This window comes from Micromonospora taraxaci (assembly GCF_007830095.1).
GTDB lineage: Bacteria > Actinomycetota > Actinomycetes > Mycobacteriales > Micromonosporaceae > Micromonospora > Micromonospora taraxaci.
Genome location: NZ_VIWZ01000001.1, coordinates 63,138 through 81,943 on the forward strand (window position 1 = coordinate 63,138; position 18,806 = coordinate 81,943).

Sequence of the window (18,806 nt, forward strand, 5' to 3'; positions counted from 1 at the left end):
CGGTCGACGGCCGGAAGGCTCGTTTGGTGCGGTCCCTAGCGACCAGGGGCGGGAGCGGTCGAGCCGCGTACCACCAACTCAGGCTCGAACAGCAGCTCGTCCTGGAGCACACCGGCACCTTCGATCTGGGTGACCAGCAGGTCGACGGCAGCCTGCCCCATCGTCTCGATCGGCTGCCGGACCGTGGTCAACGGCGGGTCGGTGCAGGTCATGAACGCGGAGTCGTCGAAGCCCACCACCGAAATGTCGGTCGGCACCGAGCGACCCAGCCGCCGGGCCGCACGGATCGTGCCCAACGCCAGTACGTCGCTGGCACAGATGATGCCGGTGACGCCACGCTCGACCAGTTTCGTCGCGGCGACCCGCGCCCCCTCCATCGAGAAGCTGGAACGTTCGACGCACTCGGCGTCGCCCTCGCCCCAGCCGGCGGCCCGGGTCATCGCGTCCAGTTTGCGGCGTGACGGCACGTGCCCCTCCGGACCGAGCACCATCCCGATGCGCTCGTGCCCCAGCGAGCGCAGGTGCCCGTAGGCCTGCTCCACCGCCACCGCGTCGTCAGTCGAGACCCGGGGGAAACCCAGCTCGTCCACACCCGCGTTGACGAGCACGACCGGAAGACCCCGATCGGTCAGCCGACGGTAGTGGTCGTGCCGGGCGTCCGCGAGCGCGTACGAACCACCGGCGAAGATCACCCCGGAGACCTGGTGGTCGAGGAGCATCTCCACGTAGTCCATTTCGGAGACACCACCGATGGTCCGTGCGCAGAGAGCCGGGGTGTAGCCGCGCTGGGCGAGCGTCCCGGTGACGACCTCGGCCAACGCCGGGAAGATCGGGTTCTGCAACTCGGGCAGCACCAGCCCGACCAGCCGGGCGCGTTCGCCACGTAGCTTGGTAGGTCGCTCGTAGCCGAGCACGTCAAGCGCGGTCAGCACCGCGGTCCGGGTCGCCTCCGAGACTCCGTCACGGCCGTTGAGCACCCGGCTGACGGTGGCCTCGCTGACGCCCGCCTTCTTGGCAACTTCAGTCAACCGCTTGGTCACGGACGCAATCGTACGTCGTCACGATGAAAGAAATGAACAGCAAAATGCCCTGCGCTTGCTGTCCAGCTGTCGCACTCTTCCCATCGGCCACCATTCGGGCGGCCAGGTCGAACCGTCCCGACACTCCGCGCGGCGCCCGACACCAGCTCGGGTCATTCTCCGGCGGTCGCGCGCACCGCCACGAGCGGTATGACTCTGAGGCATAAATACGCCTCAGAGTCATAGTGCTTGCGCGACGTGTCCCGGCTGACGCCGAATGCTCGCTGCCTGCCAAGATCCGCGCAACAACAGGGATATTGGTGTCTCCCGCACGTCGGAGGCAGCAACATCCGGGAAGTTGCGCGGATCTTGGGCCGGGGCGCGGAGCGCGGGGCGCGGGGTGGTCGTCAGGACAGGTCGCGCAGCGCGTCCCCGATGGCCCGGTGGAACGTCGGGTACGCGTAGATCATGTGCCGGAGCTGGCTCAGCGGAACCGCCGCGTGCACCGCCACCACCAGCGCGGACAGCACCTCGCCGCCGGCCGGGCCGACCGAGGTCGCGCCGATCAGCACGCCCTGGTCGGCATCCGCGACGACCTTGATGAAACCCTCGTCGCCGACCTGGTGGATCCAGCCCCGGGTCGAGCTGCTCAGCTTGGTGAAACCGACCTGCACGTTGATGCCGCGATCGCGGGCCTGCCGTTCGGTGAGCCCGACAGCGCCGACCTCGGGGTCGGTGAAGGTCACCCGGGGCAGTGCGCGGTAGTCGGCGCGGGGGATGGTGCCGGCCGACCCGCTCGAACCGCTGGCGGCCAGCGAGCTGGACGCGCCCATCGCGCCGCCGACCACGCTCGACGTGCCGCTGGCGTCCGCCCCGGCCTGTGCCTGTCGGGCGCGGGCCAGGATGTCGGCGATGACGATTCCCGCCTGGTACATGGCGATGTGCGTGAAGGCGCCCTCGCCGGTCAGATCACCGACCGCCCAGACGTGGTCGGTGACGTGCAACCGGTCGTCGACCGGTAGGTAGCGCTGACTCGCGTCCAGGCCGATCGTGTCCAACCCCAGCTCGGTCAGGTGCGCCTTCCGCCCGGTCACCACCAGCAGTCGGTCGGCGGTGTACGCCGCCCCGCCGCTGCCCCGCAGTGTGAACCCTGTGCCGTCGTGTTCGACCCGTTCGGCGCGTACCCCGGTGTGGATCTCCACGCCGTCGGCGCGCAGCGCGGCGGCGGCGACCTCGGACGCCTCCGGTTCCTCGACGGCCAGCACCCGGTCGAGCGCCTCCACCACCGTCACCCGGACCCCGAAGCGGGCGAAGACCTGCGCCAGTTCCAGGCCGATCGCGCCGCCGCCGAGCACCAGCAACGACTCCGGCAGTTCCTCGACCTCGATCGCCTGATGGTTGGTCCAGTACGGCGTGTCGGCCAGGCCGTCGATCGGCGGCACCGACGGACGGGTGCCGGTGCCCAGCACCACCCCGTGCCGGGCCTCGAAGACCTGGTCACCGACCCGGACCCGGCGGGGGCCGTCGAGACGGCCACTGCCCCGAACGAGCCGGCCGCCCTTGCCGATGAACCGTTCGGCAGCGACAGTGTCGTCCCAGGTGTCGGTGGCTTCCTCGCGGATCCGCTTCGCCACCGGCGCCCAGTCGGGCTGGACCTGCGCTGTCCCGGCGAGCCCGTCGACACGGCGAGCCTCGGCGAGAGCGTTGGCCGCCCTGATCATCATCTTGCTCGGGATGCAGCCCCAGTACGGGCACTCCCCGCCGACCAGGTCCCGTTCGACGCCGACGACGCTCAGGCCGGCTTCGGCGAGCCGTTCGGCCACCTCCTCGCCGCCAACCCCGAGCCCCACCACGACCACATCCACCAGCTCCGGATCTGCCACCGGGACAGCATCCCCCAGCGACACCGCCCGAACCACCGGGGTCGGAGAAAAGTCGGCGCGCTCACCGGTCCGGGCCGCCTACCGTGTCGGGATGCACGCACGCTTCGCCCCGGTCCGGGACTGCTTCCACGACCTGCTCAGCTCCGGCCGGGAGACCGGCGCCGGCCTGGTCATCTGGTACGACGGGCAGCCCGTCGTCGACCTGGTCGGGGGCCACCGGACGGGTGCCGAGCGGTGGCGACCGGACACGCTCGCCAACGTCTACTCGGTGGGCAAGCCGGTGGCCGCACTCTGCCTGCTGATGCTCGTCGACCGGGGGCAGGTCGACCTCGACGCGCCGGTCGACAGGCACTGGCCGGAGTTCCGCACGCCGGCCACCGTGCGTCAGGTCTTGTCGCACACCGCCGGGCTCCCGGCCTTCCCGGTGCCCCGGCCGGCCACCGCGGTCGCCGACTGGGCGCTGCTCACCAACGACCTGGCCGCGGCCGACCCCGAGTGGGCACCGGGCTCGGTGGCCGCGGAGCACGCCTGGACGTACGGGCACCTGGTGGGCGAGCTGGTCCGGCGGGTCGACGGGCGATCGGTGGGCCGGTTCCTGGCCGAGGAGATCGCCGACCGGTGGCAGCTCGACCTCGGTTTCGGGCTGGCCGACGCGGACCAACGCCGTTGCGCGCAGATGCGCTACGGCGACCCGCAGTGGCCGACTCGGAAGCTCGGCGAGCCGGGGTCACTGCGGGCGCGCGCGTTGGGCAACCCGTCCGGCGGGCTGGACCTGGCCGTGTTGAACAGCCCGCTCTGGCGGGCTGCCGAGATGCCCGCGGTCAACCTGCACGCCACCGCGTCCGGCCTGGCCCGGCTCTACGGCGGTCTGCTCGCCGGTGGCGCCCTGGACGGGGTCCGGTTGTTCAGCCCGGAGCTGGTGGCGGAGGCGACCCGGGTCCAGTACGACGGGCCGGACCTGCTGCTGGACCGCCAGGTCCGGTGGACGCTCGGCATGCAGTGGGAGCCGGACGGTAGTTGGGGCATGGGCGGTATCGGCGGCAGCAGCGCGTGGGCCGACCCGGAGCGCGGCTACGCCTTCGCGTACGCCACGGCGCACCTGGCCGAGCACGACCGGGTGGACGAGCTGGTCGAGGTGCTGCACTCCTGCCTCTGACGCGGGTCAGCGCAGCCAGACGGGGTCGGTGCCGGGCACCGAGAGCGGCGGCGGATAGTCGAGCGTCCGGCGGAGCGCCTCGGGCAGTCGCCACGGTTGGTGGATGGCCTTGCCCTGCACCTCCGCCAGCTCCGGCACCCACCGGCGTACGTAGTCGCCGTCCGGGTCGTACCGCTCGGCCTGCCGGACCGGGTTGAACCCCCGGTACGGCTTGGTGTCGTTGCCGGTGCCGGCGACCCACTGCCAGTTGCCGGAGTTGTTGGCCACGTCCCCGTCGAGCAGCCAGCGGAAGAAGACCGCCACCCCGGGTCGCCAGTCCTGCCCGAGGTGCTTGGTCAGGTAGCCGGCGGTGATCAGGCGGGCCCGGTTGTGCATCCAGCCCTGCGTACGCATCTGCCGCATCCCGGCATCGACGATGGGCATCCCGGTCCGCCCCTCGGTCCAGGCCGCCAACGCGTCGTCGTCGTAGCGCCACTGCTCGGTGGCGCCCCGCCGGTACGCCGAGGTGGAGATGTCCGGGAACGCGGCGGTGACCTGGTAGTAGAAGTCCCGCCAGCAGAGCTGCCGGACGAACGGCCCGGACCGGTCGCCGGCGCGGTTGGCCACCGCCAGTGGGGACACGCAACCGAACCGCAGGTACGGGCTGAGCCGGGACGTGTCGTCGCCAGCCATGTCGTCGTGCTGGTCGTCGTACCGGTGCAGGTCGGGCAGCCAGTCGGTGAGCCGCTGGCGGGCAGCCCGTTCGCCGCCGACCGCGGCGTCCGGCGAGTCTCCCGGCGGCGGCTTCGGTAGACCGCCCACCCGCACACCGCCGGGCAGCGCCACCCGGTCCGGTGCGGCCAACTCCTCGCGCCACTGCCGGGCGGCCCAGGACCTGTGGTACGGGCTGAACACCCGGTAGTGGTCGCCCCCGCCACCGGGCTGGAGGGCACCCGGCTCGACCACTGTCAGCCCGGGAAACAGTCGCAGGTGCAGCCGATGCTGGTCGCACTCGGCGCGTAACCGCCGCTCCCGACGGCGCGCGTAGTGGCTGACGTCGGCGGAGAGCGCGACGGCGGTGGCACCCACCTCGCCGGCCAGCCGGATCGTCTCGGCCACCGGGTCACCGTGCCGTACCACCAGGTCGCCGCCGCGCTCGCGCAGTTCGACGCGCAGCTCGGCGAGCGCCTGGTGCAGGAACCGGGTGCGGTTGGCCGACAGGTCGGCCAGGGTGGGGTCGAGGACGTACAGCGGCACCACCTGGTCGAAGGCCGCGCAGGTGGTGGCCAGCGCCGGGTGGTCGTGCACCCGCAGGTCGCGGGTGAGGAGCACGATCGCGGTGCTCGCGGTCACCGGGTCTCCGGTTGGACCGTCGGCCCGGGGATGGTGACCGGCGTACCGGTCGAGGTGAGCAGGGCACGGGCGGCGACCGCCATCCGCCGCCGCTGCGGCACCAGGGCCCGGCGGGCGAAGACGTCGTAGCCCTGCGCGGCCACCTCGTCGAGGATCCCGCCGTACAGGGCGTACGCGGTGCGCATGCAGGCCTGTGAGGCGGGCGCCAGCATGGTGATGCCCGGAGCGGCGGCGGCGTAGTGCGCCTGGGCGCGGGTCACCTCGTACTCGATCAGCTCCCGGGTCCGCTGCGTGCCGCGGCCCCGGGAGCTGGCCTCGGCCAGCTCCTCGCGGGTCACACCGAACTTCGCCAGGTCCTCGTCCGGCAGGTAGGTGCGGCCCCGGTCGAGGTCCTCGGCGACGTCCCGGATGAAGTTGGTGAGCTGGAAGGCGAAGCCGAGCTGCCGCGCCGGCTCCCGCGCCGCCACCGGGTCGGAGCTGCCCAGGATCGGCAGCATCATCGTGCCGATCACCGCCGCCGAACCCTCCATGTAGTCGAGCAGGTGGTCGTACGTCGGGTACGCGGTGACTGTCAGGTCCATCGCCATGCTCTTCAGAAACGACGCAAAGTCGTCCCGGTCGAGATCGAAGACGGCGATCGTGTGCAGGACGGCCGGCAGCAACGGGTCGTCGACGGGGGCACCGTGCAGGCCGGACATGAAACGGCTGGCCCAGTCGTCCAGGAGGGCAGCCCGCTCGCCCTGGGGAAGGTCCTCGGTGCGGTCCACGATCTCGTCCGCGTACCGGGTGAACCCGTAGAGGGCATGCACATGTCGTCGTTTCCAAGCGGGGAGCAGTCGGGTGGCGAGATAGTAGGTGCGGCCGTGGCGTTTGTGCAGCTCACGGCACCGGTCATAGGCAGCGGTGAGATCAGTATCCACCGGCCCTCCTCAATTATCGACGCACCAATCGACGCAACTCGTAGCCTAGGGTACGCTCAGCCGCATGGCCAACGACGCAGTTGCGGGCAACGCGACCCGCGTGGCGCCGACGGGGCCAGGGGACGGGGACGATCCGGTCCGCGCCGTCCTGGCCGCGTACACCCAGGACCTGATCGCGGCGGTGCACGAGACCCTGAGCACGTTCCTCACCGCCGAGGTCGACACCCTCGCCGAGATCGACACGTCGATGGGCCGCTTCGCCGCAGCCGCGCGGGACGCCGTCCTCGTCGGCGGCAAACGGATCCGGTCCACGTTCGCCTACTGGGGGTGGCGCGGTGCGGTCGGCGGCGTCGAGGCACTGCCCCCCGTGCTGCCCGCGCTGGCCGCGCTGGAGCTGCTGCACACCTTCGCCCTGGTCCACGACGACGTGATGGACGCGTCCACCACCCGCCGAGGCCGCCCCACCGCGCACGTCGCGCTCGCCGAACAACACGTCGCCGCCGGCCACCGAGGTGATCCCAGCCGGTTCGGTGAGGCGGTCGCCGTGCTCATCGGTGACCTCTGCATGGTCTGGGCCGATCGCCTGCTGGCCCAGGCCACGGTGCCGTCGGCCCGACTGTTCGAGGTTCGCCGCTGCTATGACCAGATGCGGGTGGAGACGGTCGCCGGGCAGTATCTCGACGTGCTCGGCGAGAACGACCCGGCCAACTGGTCGGTCGACCGGGCGCTGCGGGTAGCCCGCTACAAGACCGCCAGCTACACCGTGCAGCGACCACTGCTCTTCGGGGCCTGCCTGGCCGGCATCCCCCACGACGATCCGCTGGTCTCCGCGTACACCCGTTACGGCCTGGCCGTCGGCGAGGCGTTCCAGCTCCGCGACGACCTGCTCGGCGTCTACGGCGACCCGGCCGCCACCGGCAAGCCGGCGGGTGACGACCTCCGCACCGGCAAGCCGACCACCCTGCTCATGCTGGCCCGGGAGCTGGCCACGCCGGCGCAGCTCCGGGCGCTGGAGCGGGCCGCCGACGGGCCGGTCGACCGCCTCGCCGAGCTGGTCGTGGAAACCGGTGCCGTGACCCGGGTGGAGCGGATGATCGCCGAGCGGGTGAGTGACGCGCTGGCGGCGCTCGACGCCGCACCCGTGGACCGGACGGCGCGGACCGCGCTGACCGGGCTGGCCACCGCCGCCACCAACCGGCGGGCCTGATGAGCGACTTGAGCGAGGAGGTGGTCACGTGCGGACGGTGACAGGACGGACGGACCGGGTGGTGGTCGTCGGGGCCGGGCTGGGTGGGCTCGCCTGCGCGCTGCACCTCGCCGGCAGCGGCCGGCAGGTGACAGTGCTGGAACGCGAGCCGGTGCCCGGCGGGCGCGCCGGTCGACTGGCCGTGGACGGCTACGAGTTCGACACCGGCCCGACCGTGCTCACCATGCCCGACCTGATCGCCGAGGCGCTCGGTGCGGTAGGTGAGGAGTTGCGCGACTGGCTCGACCTGACCCCGCTCGACCCTGCCTACCGGGCGTACTACCCGGACGGCTCGACCCTCGACGTGCTCACCGACACCACACGGATGGCCGCCGAGATCTCCCGGGCCTGCGGGCCGCGTGAGGCCGATGGTTACCTGCGCTTCGTCGACTACGCGCGGGAGCTGTGGCGTCTGGAGCGGGCCGACTTCATCGAGCGCAACCTGGACGCGCCGACCGACCTTCTCACCGGCAACCTGCTCAAGTTGCTCGCCGGTGGGGCGTTCCGGCGTCTCCAAACAAAGATCAACCAATTCTTCCGGGACCCGCGTACCCAGCGGATCTTCTCCTTCCAGGCGATGTACGCCGGCCTCGCGCCGCACGACGCGCTGGCCATCTACACGGTCATCGCGTACCTCGACTCGGTGGCCGGGGTCTACTTCCCGCGCGGCGGCATCCACGCGGTCTCCAGGGCGATGGCCGGCGCGGCCGAGAAGCACGGCGTGCAGATCCGGTACGACACCACTGTGACCCGGGTGGAGACCGCGAACGGCCGAGCCACAGGTGTGCTCACCGCGGACGGCGAACTGATCAGGGCGGACGTGGTGGTGCTCAACCCCGACCTGCCGGTCGCCTACCGGGACCTGCTCCCGGCCGCTCCGGCACGGCGGCTCACCTACTCACCGTCCTGCGTCGTTCTGCACGTCGGCTCCCGACAGGCATATGACAAGATCGCCCATCACAACATCCACTTCGGACGCGCGTGGAAGGGCACCTTCGATGAGGTCATCCGGCGGGGTGAGTTGATGACCGACCCGTCGCTGCTGGTGACCAATCCGAGCCGGACCGACCCGTCGGTGGCCCCCGCGGACCGGCACACCTACTACGTGCTCGCCCCCGTGCCCAACCTGCACCGGGCTCCGTTCGAGTGGCGCGGCGACCTGACCCAGCGCTACAGCGACCAGCTGATCGGCACGTTGGAGGAGCGCGGCTACGTCGGCTTCGGCGCCGGCGTCGAGGTGCTGCGGGCGATCACCCCGGCCGAGTGGGAGGAGCAGGGCATGGCCGCGGGCACGCCGTTCGCCGCCGCCCACACCCTCTTCCAGACCGGCCCGTTCCGTCCGTCGAACCTGCACCGCGAGCTGTCGAACGTGGTCTTCGTCGGCTCCGGGACACAGCCCGGGGTCGGCGTGCCGATGGTGCTCATCTCCGGCAAGCTCGCCGCCGGCCGGATCACCGGGGAAGGCCGATGAGTAGTCGCGAGGGGCACCTCGTCGAACTGGTCGACGAGACCGGCGAGGCGCACGGCGAGACGACAGTCTCCGCCGCGCACCAGCCGCCGGGGCAGCTCCACCGGGCCTTCTCGGTGCTGCTGGTGGACCCGGACGGTCAGGTGCTGCTCCAGCGCCGGGCCGCCGTCAAGACCCGGTTCCCGCTGCGCTGGGCCAACTCCTGCTGCGGCCATCCCCGTCCGGGCGAGTCGCTCGCCGAGGCCGCCAACCGGCGCCTTCGCGAGGAGTTGGGCGCGGGCCCGGTCGAACTGACCGAGGTCGGCGTCTACGTCTACTACGCCGAGGACCCGGCGACCGGTCGGGTCGAATTCGAGTACGACCACGTGCTGCGGGGTAACTTCCTCCCCTCCGCTCCGCTGCTGCCGGACCCGGACGAGGTGGCCGAGCTGCGGTGGGCCGACCCGAGCGCACTGGAGACCGAGCTGGAACGCGACCCCCGGTCGTACGCGCCCTGGCTGGGCGGGGTGGTGAACCGGCTGTTGCGCCCCTCGGGGTCCACCTCCGGCGCACCCGGCCTGGCCGTGATCCCGCCCGGATCGGCGGACGACACGGCGGAGCGGTCGGGTGGTCGATGAGGCGCTGAGCGCGGGTGCGGTCGCACGCCGGCTGGGGGTCGCGGTCACGACCCTTCGCACCTGGCACCAGCGCTACGGGCTCGGGCCCAGTGAACACGTCCCCGGTCACCATCGCCGCTACACACCGGCCGATCTGGCCCGTCTCGAAATCATGCGACGGCTCACCGCCGAGGGGGTGAGCCCTGCCGAGGCGGCCCGCTGGGCCCGCCAGGCACCTGACTCGTCACCCAACGGCACCGCCGCTCCCCGCCGCATCCAGCCGCCCAGCCGCGACGGCGGTGGAGGCATCCCGGTGGGGCGTGCCGGGCCGGCAGCCCGTGGGTTGGCCCGCGCCGCCATGCGTCTGGACGCGGCGGCGATCAGCGAGACGATCGCGCACGCCCTGGCCACCAGCGGGGTCGTCGCCACCTGGGAGGGCCTGCTGCGTCCGGTGCTCGCCGGCATCGGCGAACGCCACGCCGCAACCACTGGCCTGATCGAGGTGGAACACCTGGTGTCCCGCTGCGTCTCGGAGGCCCTCGCGGCAGCCAGTCGAGCCCGGGTGCCCACCGGCCCGGCCCGCATCCTGCTCTCCTGCGCCGACGAGGAGCAGCACACCCTGCCGCTGGAGGCGTTGGCCGCGGCTCTCGCGGAAGCCGGGGTCAGCTACCGGATGCTCGGCGCCCGGGTGCCGGCGGCTGCTCTGGTCGAGGCGGTCAACCGGACCGGACCGGCTGCCGTGGTGCTCTGGTCCCACACCCGCGCCACCGCCGACCCGGCCCAGCTCAGCGCGTTGCTCGCCGCACCACGCCGCCCGTTGCTGGCGCTCGCCGCCGGCCCCGGCTGGCGAGCCGACACCCTGCCCGCCGGGGTCGTCCGGCCGGTGGACCTGGCCGAGGCGGTCTCGCTTGCCGCCGCCGTCCGTGACTCCCTGGACCAGTCGACGCGTGACTGATCGCACTGTCGCCCGCTGAGCGCGTGAACTACCGTCGGGCGGGTCCGCCTACCCCGACCCCCCGGGAGCCAGCAGATGCAAGCCCGCGCCTTCCTGGCGTCCGTCCTCGCCGTGGCGCTGGTCCTGTCCGGCTGTGCGCAGCCGGAACGCACCATCGCGCCCGCCAGTGGGCCGCAGCCGGTGACGCCGAGCACGTCACCGTCACCGCAGCCGACGGTCAGCAAGCCGCCCAAGCCTCCGCTGCGTCCGCTGCCGGCGAAGCTCCCGGCCGGCCTGCGACGCAACACCGGCGAACGCCCCGTGGTCCTCACCTTCGACGACGGGCCCAACCCGGCCTGGACACCCAAGGTGCTCGACCAACTGCGGGCCGCCAAGGTGACCGCCACCTTCTGCGTGGTCGGCCGTGAGGTGCAGCGTCACCCGGACCTGGTCCGGCGGATCGTCCGCGAGGGGCACCAGCTCTGCAACCACAGCTGGCGACACGATCTCGATCTGGCCCGGCGGCCGGTCGAGGAGATCCAGGCCGACCTGGCCCGCACCAACAAGGCCATCCAGAAGGCGGCTCCCGGCGCCAAGGTGCCGTTCTACCGGCAGCCGGGCGGCCGGTGGACCTCGGAGGTGCTGGACGTCGCGAAGGGTCTCGGCATGCACCCGCTGCACTGGTCGGTGGATCCGCAGGACTGGGACAAGCCCAACGCCGCCACGATCGGCAAGCGCATCCACGCCGCCGCCCGCCCCGGCGCCATCGTGTTGCTGCACGACGGGGGCGGCAACCGGGCCGCGACGCTCGCCGCCTGCCCTCACCTGATCGCCGACCTGAAGAAGCGCTTCGGCATCACCAAACTCCGCTAGACCACCTTTGACCTGCTGTTATGCCTCATTGCCAGCCCTTGCCGATACCGATTTTGTCGACCGACCAGGCATCACGTATGCTTTCGAAGCCTCCGGCGGGGCCGGATGGGAGCAAGTCCGCTTGAAGTTGCGAGTGTGCAATGATGGCGGGGCCGCCCTCATCGTCTAGCGGCCCAGGACGCCGCCCTTTCAAGGCGGTAGCACGGGTTCGAATCCCGTTGGGGGCACGACCGGCGCAAGCCGGAGCAACACAAGCTAGGTCCTGTGGAGCAGTTGGAGTGCTCGCCGCCCTGTCAAGGCGGAGGTCGCGGGTTCAAGTCCCGTCAGGACCGCAGCGCTGACGCCGCGCCCCGCGCGGCGTTCTGCGTATCGGAGCAGGTCGCCCTGCCACCGGTTCATCCGGTAGCCGGGTAGCATGAGCCGAGCGACACGGCCAGGTAGCTCAGTTGGTACGAGCGTCCGACTGAAAATCGGAAGGTCGGCGGTTCGACCCCGCCCCTGGCCACATAGCCTTTCGCCGGGCTACAGAGGTCCCCACCAGCGAATACGCAGGTGGGGATCTTGCTGTTTCCGCCGGTACTGGCACCCCCTCCCGCCCACGGCGTCCAGTTTCCGCGTGATCAACACGACTTCCCCGAAATCGCGGTATCCCAGCGCTTCCGACACCGCAACTTCCCCGAACCCGTGTGGACCAAGCGGAGGCCGGATCGCGAGGGGCGAGATCGCCGGCCGACCGGGCGTCATTCGTCGCGGTGAGTCTGGGGGCGGTGCTGCGCGATGCCGCCCTGGATCGCCTCCCACACGCTGCGTCCAGCCTGTCGCAGCGTCTCCCCGGCCTGCTCGGCGAACTGCGCCGCGTTCTGGGCGGCAGCCTGCGTCGCAGCCGACAGACCGCCGTCACCCTCTCCGGACGGGCCCCCGTTTCCGGAAGGACCCCGATCGGGCCCGCCACCGGGTCGCCCAGCCGCCTCGTCCGATCCCCGGCCCGCCCCTGCCGGCCGTACCCCACCGCCTGAGCCTTCGGGCCGCTCCCGCTCGGGAGGACGCGACCCCTCGTGCGGGCCATCTGGCTCACGCGCCTCCCGATGCGGGGCCTCCGGGCGCTGGACCGCCGGTCGCGCCTGACCGGCTTGCCCAGGGCCGCCGGCTCGCGGCCCCGGGCCTCCGGCCTTCGGCTCCGAACTGACCGGACCTGGTGCAGGCCGATCAGCACCCGGCCGATCAGGACCTGGTCGGTCACGGTCGGCGACCGCACCGACCGCGCCCACCTGCTGACCCAACTCATCGAGTACGCCGTCGGAGCGCCGCGCCGACGCCCGGACCTCTGCCGCACCCGCCGCCAACTGTTGCGCGCTGCGGTTCACGTCGTCGATGGCGGTGGCCGTACGCGCGAGCGATTCGATGATCTGCGGGTTGCTGTCGAGGGTGTCGAGCGCCCGCCCCAGGATCCTGGTCAACTGCTCCAACCGCACCCGTAGCTGCGCCTCGGCGTGCACCCCGTTGACGTCCAGCTCGACGCCGCTCAGGTGCACGCGTACGCCGGCGTCGACCTGAAGGAGGTTGGCCACCCGGGCCCGCAGCGACAGGTCGGCGTCCAGGCCGTCGACCGCCAGCCGGATCGAGTCGACGGACACCTTCGGAATGTCGAGCAGGACGTCCGGGTCCACGTTGTCGACGTTCCGGTCCGCCCCCCGTTGCTGCCCGTTCTCGCCCATGATCTCCCGCCCCGCCTGCACAGAGTCCCGGTCGTCGGCGCGGTTACCCGCTTTCCGGCCGGGCATCCCGTGCGTGACGGCTCGGCGACCCTCTGTCTGGAACCGGGCACCGCGCGAAGCTGCACACCCGGGCATCAGCCGGTATGGTCCGGGCCTATGGGACAGGAAATGACTGATCCGGCCGACATCCGGCAGGACGTCGACCGGTTTTCCCTGCGGTGCAGTCTCCTCGTCCCGAGCTCGGCCGAGCACGCGTTCACGGTCTTCACGGCCCAGCTGACTGACTGGTGGGTCACCGAATACACCTGGTCTGGCCCGGACGCTCTCGACGAGCTGGGCATGGAGCCACGGGCCGGCGGCATGCTCTACGAGATCGGCCCGTACGGTTTTCGCGCCGACTGGGGGCGGGTGCTCACCTGGGACCCGCCGCGGCGGCTGGTCTTCGCCTGGCAGATCGGCCCCGACCGAGCACCGGTGCCGGATCCGGCCCGGGCTAGTGAGGTCGAGGTGCTGTTCCTACCGGAAGGGCCGGAGCGTACGAGGATCGAGCTGGAGCACCGGCACTTCGACAGGCACGGCGAGGCTGCTGAGGGTTACCGCAAGGCGCTCACCGCTGGCTGGCACGAGTTGCTCACCCGCTACGTCGGCACGCTGTCGCGCCACCCCGGCATCTCCGCCTGACGGGCCGAGCTGCCGATCAGCAGCAGAACGGCGCGCCGGCTCACCGGCCGAGTCGCCGATCGGCAGCGGAGCGACCGGCCAGGTCTCGGCCACCCAGGTTCGCGCGTTGGCCGGCCTCCGCACCCGAACCGAACCCAGTGCCGCCCAGTCGACGCGGTGGGGCGGTGCGCAGCCGTGGGTACTCCTCGCTGAGCCGTCGCTGCACCCGGTCGGAACGGTCGGCCAGCACCAGCGCCACCGACGGTGTGCCCGACTCGCTGGCCGCCGCCGTCTCCGCCGCCCAGAGTCGACCCCCGATCACCTCGGCGAAACCGGCCAGCCAGGAGCGGCGGAAGGCGGCGGGATGGTCGTCCTCCGGCACCGGGGTGGCGGCCAGGCCGTGCGCCGCCTGCACGAGCAGTGAGGTGAAGAGCAGGTCGACCCGTTCCAGGTCACTGGCGAAGCCGAAGAGGTGCAGCGCGAAGCCGTTGCCCTGCCGACGGCGTACGCAGCGGCAGCGCAGCGGCTCGGCGACGGCGGCGAGCAGACCGACCTTGTCGCGGGCGTACGGGGCGACGACGTCCAGCACCCGGTCGCCGACCGGATCGGTGGTCGGGTCGTGGACGGCCAGCAGCGCTCGGTCCACGCCGTAGCGGGCGATCAACTCGGTCGCCTTGGCGGTGAACGCCGCGGCTTCGGCGGGCGTGCAGGCCGGGTCCTCGGCCTGGGCCAGCAGCTTGCGCACCTTGCTGAGCATGGCCTCGGACATGCCTACAGAGCTACCACACGGGGCGGACATCAACGGGGCCACGACAGAATCGATCGATACGTATCATCGTCACCGTCCGATGATCAGTCCAATCCGGACGGTCAGTTAACTGTTCCCGGAGGCTTGTCCGCATGCCATCCCCGACCGCTCGCCTGTTCGCCGTCGCCACGGCCACCGCGCTGCTCTTCGCCGGCGCACCCGCACAGGCTGCCCCATCCGCGCCGGTCACGCCGGCCGCCCCCGGCACCAATGCCTTCGCCCCGCTCGCGACGTGTTACGGCGGGGCGGTCCGGTCGTACTTCGAGAGCGGCCGCTACGGCGGCTCGGCCGGCCAGTACCGCACCACGACCCGCTGTCGCGACATCAACGTCCGCAACGCGAGCGTGTACGCCACCGAGGCGTGCGTGATCTTCGTCGACAAGACGAGTGCCTGCAACTACTGGACGTACCTGCCGGCAAACTCGGGCTGGATCACGGTGGCGACCAACGTCCGGGACGGGGTCAACTTCCGGGTCCGCTTCGAGAACCTGCGGTACGAGTACGAGCCGCTGATCGCGTACCACGCGTTCTGAGTGCCGCGCGCGGTCGCGGCGTCCGCCCCCCGACGGGCGCCGCGACCGCGCTGTCACCCGGCGCGGCTGCGCAGGGTGGCGATCGTCGAACCGGCGAGGGTAAGCAGGCAGTCGGGCAGCAGACCGTCGGCTGCCGCAGCCCCGAAGAGCGCCTCGCCGGTCGGCTCGTCCCGATTGGCGTACGCGCTGACGAAGCGGGCCACCCACCGGGTGTCGTACTCCGCCTGGTCGATCCCCGGGAAGTCCAGCGCCGCCCCGCTGGCCGCCGGGGTGTCACCGAGCATCGTCGCGGCGAGGCACCAGGCGACCCCGTACGCGCCACTCAGGCCGGCCCGGTCGACGACCGCGTCGAACGCTCCCACCACCGCGTCTCCATCCCCGGTCAGCGCCGAGCGGAGCACGGCGGCTGCGTCGTCGAACGTCTGCTGTGGTAGATCCGTCACCCAGCGCACAGTAGGACGGGCGGTCAAGCACTCCCACCAATCGCTACTCTCCGTGTTCAACGCAAGCTACCTGCGCTTTACGCCACCTCCACGGTCCCACCGTCGGCCTCGGCACGCTAATGTGCGCAGCGGACCTTCGCCGGAGGAAGGACGACCATGCTCGTTACACGCCGATCGCGGGTGGCCACACTGGCTGCCTGCGCGACGATCCTGCTCGCCACAAGCGCTTGCGGGGATGACAAGGCCAAGGAGGCCAGCGCCCAACAGGTGCGCCTCTACGGCACGGACGGCAACATGCTCAACTCCTATCCTGCGGAGTTGAAGGAACGCGCGAGCCTCGTGGACGGGATGAAGGGCACCACGCCACTCACCCCGCTGCCGGAGGACTTCAAGAGTCGGCTGAAGGCCGTCGATCCGGCGCTGACGGACTACCTGTACTCCGCCGAGTCGTACGACGCGGTGGTGATCGCCGTGCTCGCCGCCCAACTGGCCGGGAGTACCGATCCGGCGGCCATCGCGAAGCAGATCGTCGCTGTGACGAACGACGGGCAGCGCTGCGAGGACCCGGCGAGTTGCCTCGCGCTGGCCCGTAACGGGCAGGACATCGAGTACCGCAGCGTGTCGCTCACCCGGGCGGGCTTCACCGACAAGGGTGAGCCGGCCACCGCGAGCTACGCCACCCTGACCTTCGACGGCCAGCAGATCAACGACGGTAAGACCGAGTTCGTCGGCGCGGGCATCGAGTCGGCGGCGAGCACCAAGACGCCGCCGAAGCCGAAGAAGCAGCGCCCGGGTGGCGACCCCGACCAGGAGCCACTGAAGTTGGGCGGCCTGCTGCCGAAGACCGGTGACCTGGCGATCGCGTACCCGCCGATGGCCGCCGGCGCTGCGCTGGCGATCAAGGAGGTCAACGCCGCCGGCGGCGCGCTGGGCAAGCCGGTGACCTGGGTCGAGGGTGACGACGGCACCAACCCGGCGGTGGCCAAGGCTACTGTGGCCAAGCACGTGACGAGCGGCGTCAGCGTGATCATCGGCGCGGGTGGTTCCGGCATTTCCCGGGAGGTGCTGCCGGACGTGGTCCGGGCCGGGAAGATCCTCTTCTCCCCGTCCAACACCGACAGCGGCCTGACCGACGTCGAGGACAACGGCCTCTACTTCCGCACCGCGCCGCCGGACAGCCTCCAGGGCCGGGCGCTGGCCGACGTCATCCTGCGCGACGGGTCGCAGAAGATCGTGATCGTCGCCCGCAAGGACTCCTACGGTGAGGGCCTTCAGGCCACCGTCCGTGACGAGCTGGAGAAGGCCGGCGTCGCCGCCGACCGGCTCAAGCTGATGACGTACGACCCGCCGGCCGATGCCAAGGCGCCGCCGGTCGACTTCGGTGGCGGGGCGAAGGAGATCAAGGAGTTCGGCGCGGACGCCGTACTGATCATCGGTTTCGGTGAGTCCGCCCAGGTGATCCGCGGCCTGTCCGACGCCGGGGTGCAGATCCGGCAGTAGCACGACCACAGAACCACGACGGCCGCACCGGCGCTCTCGCCGGTGCGGCCGTTTCGTGTCGGGAATCATCGCGGCCGGCGGCGCTCCAGGAACTCGGTCATCCGCCGGTGCTTCTCCTCGTCCTCGAAGAGCACCGCCTGACTGACCAGGTCGAGATGCGGGTGCGCGGCGGCGGGCGCGTCCACCGCGAGCTTGGTCAGCCGCAGCGCCAGCGGCGAGCCCAGGGCGATCTCGTCCAACAGGGCGTGTGCCACAGTCAGCAGCTCGGCGGGCTCGTCCACGACCCGGTTCACCAGACCGATCCGCAGCGCCTCCGCGGCGTCCACCCGTCGTCCGGTGAAGAGCAGCTCCTTGGCCCGGCCCTCACCGACAAGCGCGGGCAGCCGGTGGGTCGCGCCAGCGCCGGCCAGGATGCCCAACCGCACCTCCGGCTGGCCGAAGACCGCCCGGGCCGTGCACACCCGCAGATCGCAGGCGTACGCCAGCTCCGCGCCACCGCCCAGCGCCGGGCCGTCGACGGCGGCCACGGTCGGCATCGGTAGTGCCCGGATCCGCGCGAAGGCGGCGGAGTTGATCGCGGCGAGGGCGTCCGTGCGGCCTCGTTCGCGCAGTTGGCCGATGTCGGCGCCACCGGCGAAGATGCCCGCCGCGCCGCCGGTCAGCAGCAGGAGCCGAGGGTGCGCCTCCAGCTCGGCGCAGACCTGGTGCAGCTCGGCGATCAGGTCGGCGTCGATGGCGTTGCGCTTCTCCGGCCGGTCCAGGGTGACCACCAGCCGGTCCGGCCGTTCCTCGATCCGGAGACCGCTCATTGCTTGACACCGCCTTCCCACCGGTAGAAGCCCTGCCCGGACTTCTTGCCCAGCCGCCCCTCGGCGACCATCTCCACGAGCAGGGGCGGCGGTGCGAAGCGGTCCCCGTACGCGCTCTGGAGAGTGCGGGCGATGTCCAGCCGCACGTCCAGACCGACCAGGTCGGTGAGTTCCAGCGGGCCGATTGGGTGCCGGTAGCCCAACACCATGGCCTTGTCGATGTCGGCCGGGCTGGCCACCTCGTCGGCCACCATCCGGATCGCCTCCAACCCGAGGGTGATGCCGAGTCGCGACGTGGCGAAGCCGGGCATGTCGCGTACCACGACGGGGTCCTTGCCCAACCGGCCGGCGAGCGCGACGGCCGCAGCGGTGGTCTCCTCGGCGGTGGCCGGGCCGACCACGATCTCCAGGAGCGTCATCGCCCAGACCGGGTTGAAGAAGTGCAGGCCGAGGAAGCGCTCGGGCGCGTCCAGCCCGGCGGCCAGCTCACCGATGGCGATGCTGGAGGTGTTGCTGCCCAGCAGAGCCGGACGCAGCGCGGCGGCGTCCCGCAGCACCGCCCGCTTCAGGTCCAGCCGCTCCGGCACCGCCTCCACGATCACCTCGGGGGCGGGAGCGACGTCGGTGAGCGTCGGCCGCAGCGTGATCTGTTGCCGGTTCGCGGCGGCCTCGTCGGCGCTCAGCTTCCCGCGCTGCACAGCCCGCTCCCACAGGTCCGCGAGCCGGTTCAGCGCGGAGGCCCCCCGCTCGGGGTCGACCTCGACCAACTCCACGGCGTGCCCGGCTCCGGCCGCCACGTACGCGATGCCGAGGCCCATCGTGCCGGCACCGACGACCACGAAACGATCGCTCATCACGCCTCCCTGTCCGACCCGTCGGCGCGCGGGGTCTCCGCCACGCCGACCCGGGTG

18 protein-coding genes and 3 tRNA genes are annotated in these 18,806 nt (G+C 71.7%); 12 read left to right on the top strand and 9 right to left on the bottom strand.

Features of this window, described 5'->3' with window-relative positions; all coding sequences use genetic code 11:
* Positions 1-35: 35 nt before the first annotated feature.
* Both FHU34_RS00330 and FHU34_RS00335 read right to left on the bottom strand, forming a co-directional pair.
* On the bottom strand, positions 36-1,040 hold the full coding sequence (locus FHU34_RS00330) for a LacI family DNA-binding transcriptional regulator (protein WP_145778152.1): 1,005 nt from the start codon (positions 1,038-1,040) through the stop codon (positions 36-38).
* Positions 1,041-1,426: 386 nt separating this feature from the next.
* On the bottom strand, positions 1,427-2,902 hold the full coding sequence (locus FHU34_RS00335; RefSeq protein WP_145778153.1) for a dihydrolipoyl dehydrogenase family protein: 1,476 nt from the start codon (positions 2,900-2,902) through the stop codon (positions 1,427-1,429).
* Between the two features lie 91 nt (positions 2,903-2,993).
* Between FHU34_RS00335 and FHU34_RS00340 the strand changes: the two genes are divergently transcribed.
* The gene (locus tag FHU34_RS00340) at positions 2,994-4,058 is read left to right on the top strand and encodes a serine hydrolase domain-containing protein (protein ID WP_145778154.1); all 1,065 of its coding nucleotides are present in this window, start codon (positions 2,994-2,996) and stop codon (positions 4,056-4,058) included.
* Between the two features lie 6 nt (positions 4,059-4,064).
* Here FHU34_RS00340 and FHU34_RS00345 read toward each other — a convergent pair whose 3' ends face one another.
* Both FHU34_RS00345 and FHU34_RS00350 read right to left on the bottom strand, forming a co-directional pair.
* Positions 4,065-5,390 (bottom strand): cryptochrome/photolyase family protein, encoded by a 1,326-nt coding sequence (locus tag FHU34_RS00345; RefSeq protein ID WP_145778155.1) that lies wholly within the window; start codon positions 5,388-5,390, stop codon positions 4,065-4,067.
* Positions 5,387-6,310 (bottom strand): phytoene/squalene synthase family protein, encoded by a 924-nt coding sequence (locus FHU34_RS00350; RefSeq protein WP_145778156.1) that lies wholly within the window; start codon positions 6,308-6,310, stop codon positions 5,387-5,389. Before FHU34_RS00350 ends, FHU34_RS00345 begins: the two co-directional genes overlap by 4 nt.
* 64 nt (positions 6,311-6,374) lie before the next feature.
* Here FHU34_RS00350 and FHU34_RS00355 point away from each other — a divergent pair, with 64 nt between their 5' ends.
* The 8 genes from FHU34_RS00355 to FHU34_RS00390 all read left to right on the top strand — a co-directional run bounded on the left by FHU34_RS00355 (position 6,375) and on the right by FHU34_RS00390 (position 11,932).
* Positions 6,375-7,517: a polyprenyl synthetase family protein gene (locus FHU34_RS00355; protein WP_145778157.1), complete on the top strand. Its 1,143-nt coding sequence runs from the start codon at positions 6,375-6,377 to the stop codon at positions 7,515-7,517.
* Positions 7,518-7,545: 28 nt separating this feature from the next.
* Positions 7,546-9,027 carry a phytoene desaturase family protein gene (gene crtI, locus FHU34_RS00360; protein WP_145778158.1) on the top strand — a complete coding sequence of 494 codons (1,482 nt, stop codon included), beginning with the start codon at positions 7,546-7,548 and terminating at the stop codon, positions 9,025-9,027.
* Positions 9,024-9,641, top strand: a complete 618-nt coding sequence (gene idi, locus FHU34_RS00365; RefSeq protein ID WP_145778159.1) for an isopentenyl-diphosphate Delta-isomerase — start codon at positions 9,024-9,026, stop codon at positions 9,639-9,641. Before crtI ends, idi begins: the two co-directional genes overlap by 4 nt.
* On the top strand, positions 9,631-10,575 hold the full coding sequence (locus FHU34_RS00370) for a MerR family transcriptional regulator (RefSeq protein ID WP_145778160.1): 945 nt from the start codon (positions 9,631-9,633) through the stop codon (positions 10,573-10,575). The genes idi and FHU34_RS00370 overlap by 11 nt, the downstream gene beginning before the upstream one ends.
* A gap of 75 nt (positions 10,576-10,650) precedes the next feature.
* Positions 10,651-11,427 (top strand): polysaccharide deacetylase family protein, encoded by a 777-nt coding sequence (locus FHU34_RS00375; RefSeq protein WP_145778161.1) that lies wholly within the window; start codon positions 10,651-10,653, stop codon positions 11,425-11,427.
* Positions 11,428-11,581: 154 nt separating this feature from the next.
* Positions 11,582-11,654: transfer RNA gene (locus FHU34_RS00380), tRNA-Glu, on the top strand.
* 31 nt (positions 11,655-11,685) lie between these two features.
* A tRNA-Asp gene (locus FHU34_RS00385) sits at positions 11,686-11,759 on the top strand.
* Between the two features lie 99 nt (positions 11,760-11,858).
* Positions 11,859-11,932, top strand: a tRNA-Phe gene (locus FHU34_RS00390).
* 235 nt (positions 11,933-12,167) lie between these two features.
* On the opposite strand, the gene FHU34_RS32770 is transcribed toward FHU34_RS00390, so the two are convergent.
* Entirely contained in the window at positions 12,168-13,142 is a 975-nt protein-coding gene (locus FHU34_RS32770; RefSeq protein ID WP_167524736.1) for a hypothetical protein, read from the bottom strand.
* A gap of 156 nt (positions 13,143-13,298) precedes the next feature.
* Here FHU34_RS32770 and FHU34_RS00400 point away from each other — a divergent pair, with 156 nt between their 5' ends.
* The gene (locus tag FHU34_RS00400) at positions 13,299-13,823 is read left to right on the top strand and encodes an SRPBCC family protein (RefSeq protein WP_145778162.1); all 525 of its coding nucleotides are present in this window, start codon (positions 13,299-13,301) and stop codon (positions 13,821-13,823) included.
* A 40-nt stretch (positions 13,824-13,863) separates the two neighbouring features.
* On the opposite strand, the gene FHU34_RS00405 is transcribed toward FHU34_RS00400, so the two are convergent.
* Complete coding sequence (locus FHU34_RS00405) at positions 13,864-14,571, bottom strand: DUF2786 domain-containing protein (RefSeq protein ID WP_145778163.1); 708 nt, start codon at positions 14,569-14,571, stop codon at positions 13,864-13,866.
* A gap of 131 nt (positions 14,572-14,702) precedes the next feature.
* Here FHU34_RS00405 and FHU34_RS00410 point away from each other — a divergent pair, with 131 nt between their 5' ends.
* On the top strand, positions 14,703-15,143 hold the full coding sequence (locus FHU34_RS00410) for a hypothetical protein (protein ID WP_145778164.1): 441 nt from the start codon (positions 14,703-14,705) through the stop codon (positions 15,141-15,143).
* A 53-nt stretch (positions 15,144-15,196) separates the two neighbouring features.
* Here the strand turns inward: FHU34_RS00410 and FHU34_RS00415 are convergent, their stop codons facing one another.
* Positions 15,197-15,586: a hypothetical protein gene (locus tag FHU34_RS00415; protein WP_145778165.1), complete on the bottom strand. Its 390-nt coding sequence runs from the start codon at positions 15,584-15,586 to the stop codon at positions 15,197-15,199.
* 156 nt (positions 15,587-15,742) lie between these two features.
* Between FHU34_RS00415 and FHU34_RS00420 the strand changes: the two genes are divergently transcribed.
* Complete coding sequence (locus tag FHU34_RS00420) at positions 15,743-17,086, top strand: ABC transporter substrate-binding protein (RefSeq protein ID WP_145778166.1); 1,344 nt, start codon at positions 15,743-15,745, stop codon at positions 17,084-17,086.
* Between the two features lie 65 nt (positions 17,087-17,151).
* Here FHU34_RS00420 and FHU34_RS00425 read toward each other — a convergent pair whose 3' ends face one another.
* Together FHU34_RS00425 and FHU34_RS00430 are read right to left on the bottom strand one after the other, a co-directional pair.
* Positions 17,152-17,895: an enoyl-CoA hydratase/isomerase family protein gene (locus FHU34_RS00425; RefSeq protein WP_145778167.1), complete on the bottom strand. Its 744-nt coding sequence runs from the start codon at positions 17,893-17,895 to the stop codon at positions 17,152-17,154.
* Complete coding sequence (locus FHU34_RS00430; RefSeq protein ID WP_145778168.1) at positions 17,892-18,749, bottom strand: 3-hydroxyacyl-CoA dehydrogenase family protein; 858 nt, start codon at positions 18,747-18,749, stop codon at positions 17,892-17,894. Before FHU34_RS00430 ends, FHU34_RS00425 begins: the two co-directional genes overlap by 4 nt.
* Positions 18,750-18,806 lie beyond the last annotated feature (57 nt).